This is a genomic window from candidate division TA06 bacterium (assembly GCA_004376575.1).
GTDB lineage: Bacteria > Hydrothermota > DG-26 > E44-bin18 > E44-bin18 > E44-bin18.
Genome location: SOJN01000040.1, coordinates 1 through 5,017 on the forward strand (window position 1 = coordinate 1; position 5,017 = coordinate 5,017).

Genomic DNA, 5,017 nt, shown 5'->3' on the forward strand with positions numbered 1-5,017 from the left:
CCATGAAACCACGAGATTTCACAAGATTAACACAGATTGATATTATTGTAGTTGAGGAGTTTGGAGGGAAAGGAGAATCTGACGCTGGTCAACAACAGTCTGATGGTTAGAGAGGCTGTTAGGGCAACATGAAGCCGAGTGGATGAAAAATGGCTTTATAAGGACTTAACGTATGCTGTCATTGGAGCTGCGATTGAGGTTCACAAGGAATTGGGTAGTGGTTTCTTGGAGTATGTCTACGAGGAAGCATTAAGTTACGAACTGAGCCTGAGAAAGGTACCTTTTGCAAGGCAGCCTGAGCTAGATGTTCATTACAAGGAGTATTTGATTCCAAAGAAGTATCGTCCGGATCTGGTGGTTGACAACAAAATCATCGTGGAAGTGAAGGCATCCTCAGGATTAACAAAGGTTGATGAAGCTCAATTACATCATTATCTGAAGGGGACGAGTTTGAGAATCGGGTTGCTGCTGAACTTTGGCACGAGGAGTTTGCAAACAAAAAGGATAATCTCCTGATAGTCTGTGTTGATCTTGTGGTCAAAAGGTTTGAGCTCAGGGCGCAACCCTTGGAACCATGAGACTACACGAGATTAACACGGAAAAACCAATGGACTATGAACAGAACCATAAATGAAGAATCTTGTGATAATCTGTGTTAATCTTGTGGTTAAGAGGTTTGAGCTGAAGCCGCAACCCTTGTAACCACGAGATTACACGAGATTAACACAAAAAAACCAATAAACTATGAACAGAACCATGAATGAAGAATCTTGTGATAATCTGTGTTAATCTGTGGTTACAGGAGGTTTGTAATGGGTGAGTTTGAAGCCAAGATAATAGCATTTTTGTGTACTTGGTGAGGATACCGAGCCGCAGACTTGGCAGGTGTGTCAAGGTTCCAGTATCCAACTAACACCAGGACGATCCGGCTTTTGTGTACAGGCCAGCTCGATGTCCGCTACGTCCTTGAAGCTTTCCTTCGGGGGGCGGATGGCGTCCTGGTGGTGGGGTGCAAGCTGGGCGAGTGCCAGTACTTCGACGGGAACTACCAGGCAAGATTGAAGGTTGACGCAACGAAGATGATGTTAAAGAGAGCTGGCATGGATCCAAAGAGGTTAAGGATGGAGTTCATGTCAGCTGCTGAAGGGGGCAAGTTCGCGGAGACGGTGAAGGATTTCTCGAAGGAGATAGGTACGCTTGGACCGACTCCCGTTCTGGACGAGAAGAAGAGCACACAGCTCAAGAATAGCATCAACGCTCTTTCAGAGGCGATGTCCAGGATGAGGCTGAGGGCTCTGGTTGGCAAGTGGAGGACGGTCGTTGAGAAGGGAAATGTTTACGGCGATAAGGTGGATGAGGAGGACTGGCACGAGATGATAGAGAAATCTATTGACGAGGAATTGACCAGAAACTGGATACTAATTCTACTCAAGGAGAAACCCCGATCCTGTCTCGAGCTTGCAGGGGAGATCGGAATGGACCCGGCAAAAGCCCTGAGAGGGCTCACGTTTCTGAGACAGAAGAACTTGATAGATGTGCAGAAAGTCGAAGAGCGATCACCCATATACCAGGTCATATGAGACCGAGAATACGAAAATCGAAGATCGAAAATCGAAGATCGAAAACAAAACCACGAGAACGAAATTGGAAAATCGAAGATGAAAGATCAGTAACAGAGGGCAGGGGATAGGAACAAAGTGGTTATTTTCGATTTTCTATTTTCGGCATAGGGAGTTTAGATGGCGGATAAGGTAGGTGCAGTTGCAGTCATAGGCGGGGGAATAGGAGGCATGCAGGCCGCCCTGGATCTTGCGGACTCCGGGTACAAGGTCTACCTTGTGGACAGGAGGCCAAGTATAGGCGGCATGATGTCCCGTCTGGACAAGACCTTTCCCACCAACGACTGCGCGATGTGAATAATGTCGCCGAAACTGGTTGCCGCGGGTCGGCACCGAAACATTGAGCTGGTGATGAATTCCGAGGTCCTTGCCCTCGAGGGTGAGCCAGGGAATTTCACGCTGAAGGTGAAGCGCAGGGCCGGGTATGTCGATCCCGGCAAGTGCACTGGCTGCGGCGTGTGCGCCAGCAACTGCCCTGTTGAAGCTCTCGACTGCTATAATGCTGAAATGGCAGTCGCTCCCGGGATCTTTGTTGAATACCTGCAGGCCGTTCCTCTCGTCTATACGATAAACAGGGATGTGTGCATAGGATGCGGAATGTGTGCTGAGGTGTGTGAGGCAAACGCGGTCGACTACGGCCAGGAAGATGTGGAAGAAGAGGTAAAGATCGGTGCTGTCATCCTTGCCATGGGCTCAGAGGTTTTTGAGGCTTCCAAAGACGACGAGTACGGTCACGGCAGATTCAAGAATGTCGTCTCATGCATGGAGTTCGAAAGGATCCTGAGTGCCTCGGGACCATTCAGAGGAATAATAATGAGGCCTTCTGATGGGGAAGAACCAGAAAAGATAGCGTTCATACAGTGTGTCGGTTCCAGAGACACGAGGCACGGGAATGACTATTGTTCAGCTGCGTGCTGTATGTACTCGGTAAAGGAGTCGATCATCGCAAAAGAACACCTTCCTGACCTCGGTGTCGCCATCTTCTATATGGACATGCGCTCATATGGCAAGGATTTCGATAAGTATGTGGACATGGCAAAAGACAAGCATGGGATAAGGTTCATAAGGGGTAGGGTGGCAAATGTAGAGGAGGACTCCGCTACGAAAAACCTGACCCTCTCATGCGAGACTGACTCCGGTGAGCTTATTTATGAAGATTTCGGCATGGTTGTCCTCTCTGCGGGGCTCTGTTCAACGGTGTACACGAAAGATACTGCGGAGAAACTGGGGCTCGAATTGAATCGATTTGGTTTCTGCAGGACAGACGAGCTCTCGCCTTTGGAGACATCGAGACCCGGTGTCTTCGTCAGCGGGACTTTCCAGGGGCCCAAAGACATTCCTGAGACAGTGATGCAGAGTAGCGGCGCTGCGGCCTTGAGCTCGGCCCTCCTATCAGACGTGCGCGGCACGGAATTGGAAAAGCCATCGAGAATTGAAGAAACCGACATAATGGGTACGGGGCCGAGGATAGGGGTGTTCGTGTGCCACTGCGGCATAAACATAGCAGGATATCTTGATGTTAAGGAGGTCGCGAAGTACGCGGAGACCCTTCCAAATGTCGTCTATGTCGAGAGGAATCTCTTCTCATGCTCTCAGGATGCCCAGGAAAAGATAGCCGAAACCGTGAAGGAGAAGGGGCTCACCAGGGTGGTAGTCGCGTCGTGCACTCCCAGGACTCACGAGCCACTCTTTCAGGAGACGCTGGAGGCAGCGGGTCTCAACAGGTACCTCTTCTCCATGGCGAACATAAGGGATCAGTGTTCCTGGGTGCACATGAAGCAATGGGATGACGCCACGGAGAAGGCAAAAGAGTTGGTGAAGATGGCCGTTGCGAAAGCAAGACTCCTTTCCCCCCTCCAGAGGCTTCAGTTTGACCTGATCAAGAGAGGTCTCATAATCGGGGGAGGCGTGGCCGGCATGACTACTGCGCTGAATTTGGCCGGACAGGGATATGAGGTGTGCCTGGTGGAAAGAGAGGCGGAACTTGGAGGCAATCTGCACCACATATACACGACTCTCTCAGGCTCAGACCCCCAGGCGGTGCTGAAGAAGCTTCGGGAGGAAATCATCTCCAATGACAAAATAACGGTCCATACCAGGGCGAACATAAAGAAGATAGAAGGTTTCGTTGGCAATTTCAGGACTACGATAGGTGTTGACGGCAAGGATGTGGAGTTCGATCACGGCGCAGTCATCATTGCTACTGGTGGCTACGAGTATAAACCCAAGGAGTTCCTCTACGGACAGGCGAAGAACGTCATCACCCAGTCGGAGCTCGAGGAAAAGCTGCATGAAGAAGACAAATCGCTTCTAGAGGGCAAAACTTATGTGATGATCCAGTGTGTCGGCTCGAGAAACGAGGAGAGGCCATACTGCTCAAGGTATTGTTGCGGCCAGGCAGTGAAAAACGGACTCGAGATACTGAAGAAGAACCCGGACGCCAGCATATATATATTGTATAGAGATATCAGAACATACGGGTTCAGGGAAGTGTATTTCAAGGAAGCTCGGGATAAGGGCATTATCTTCGTAAGGTATGAGGAGTCTGACCAACCTGTGGTGGAAGAGAAGAAAGGCAAGATTCTCGTGACTGTCAGAGATCCAATTGTCGGAGAAGAAATGGGGATACCTGCAGACTACCTCATCCTCAGCTCTGCGGTCATACCGCAGGCAGACAATGACGATTTCGCAAAGATGTTGAAGGTTCCTCTCAATGACGAGAACTTCTTTCTCGAAGCTCACATGAAGCTGCGGCCGGTTGACTTCGCCACGGATGGCGTGTTCATGGCCGGACTCTGTCATGCTCCGAAGTATCTTGACGAGACAATAGCCCAGGCTAATGCAGCGGCAAGCAGAGCTGGTGTATTGTTAGCTCAAGACAAAGTGGAAGCGGAGGGAACGATCTCTCATGTCGATGTGGCGAAGTGCGTTGCCTGCGGAGTTTGTGAGACCGTCTGTCCCTATGGAGCTGTCAAGGTCGTTGAGAAGAAGACGAGAGGTGGAGTCCAGAGGTATGCGGAGGTGACGGCGGCGCTCTGCAAGGGATGCGGTCTGTGCGCTGCCAGTTGCCGGGGCTCGGCAATCGACATATACGGTTATGCGAACCAGGACATCGCTGCAATGATAGACGCACTTGCCTGAAACACGAAATTACGAAATTACGAACTTGGAACCACGAGATTACACAAGATTAACACAGAAAAACCAATGAACTATGAACAAAACCATTAATGAAGAATCTTGTGATAATCTGTGTTAATCTGTGGTTAAGAGGTTTGAGCTGAAGGCGCAACCCTTGGAACCACGAGATTACACAAGATTAACACAGAAAAACCAGTGAACTATGAACAAAACCATTAATGAAGAATCTTGTGATAATCTGTGTTAATCTGTGGTTA

Annotated in this window: 4 protein-coding genes; all 4 read left to right on the forward strand. The window is 49.6% G+C overall.

Annotated elements, in window-relative coordinates:
- Positions 1–138 precede the first annotated feature (138 nt).
- The 4 genes from E3J62_03025 to E3J62_03040 all read left to right on the forward strand — a co-directional run bounded on the left by E3J62_03025 (position 139) and on the right by E3J62_03040 (position 4,760).
- Entirely contained in the window at positions 139–516 is a 378-nt protein-coding gene (locus tag E3J62_03025) for a GxxExxY protein (GenBank protein ID TET46868.1), read from the forward strand.
- A 362-nt stretch (positions 517–878) separates the two neighbouring features.
- A complete protein-coding gene (locus E3J62_03030) occupies positions 879–1,580 on the forward strand; it encodes a hydrogenase iron-sulfur subunit (GenBank protein TET46869.1) in 702 nt (233 codons plus the stop codon).
- Positions 1,581–1,739: 159 nt separating this feature from the next.
- Positions 1,740–1,916: an FAD-dependent oxidoreductase gene (locus E3J62_03035; GenBank protein ID TET46870.1), complete on the forward strand. Its 177-nt coding sequence runs from the start codon at positions 1,740–1,742 to the stop codon at positions 1,914–1,916.
- A 3-nt stretch (positions 1,917–1,919) separates the two neighbouring features.
- Positions 1,920–4,760, forward strand: coding sequence for a CoB--CoM heterodisulfide reductase iron-sulfur subunit A family protein (locus E3J62_03040; GenBank protein ID TET46871.1), 2,841 nt, complete (start codon positions 1,920–1,922; stop codon positions 4,758–4,760).
- Positions 4,761–5,017: the final 257 nt, after the last annotated feature.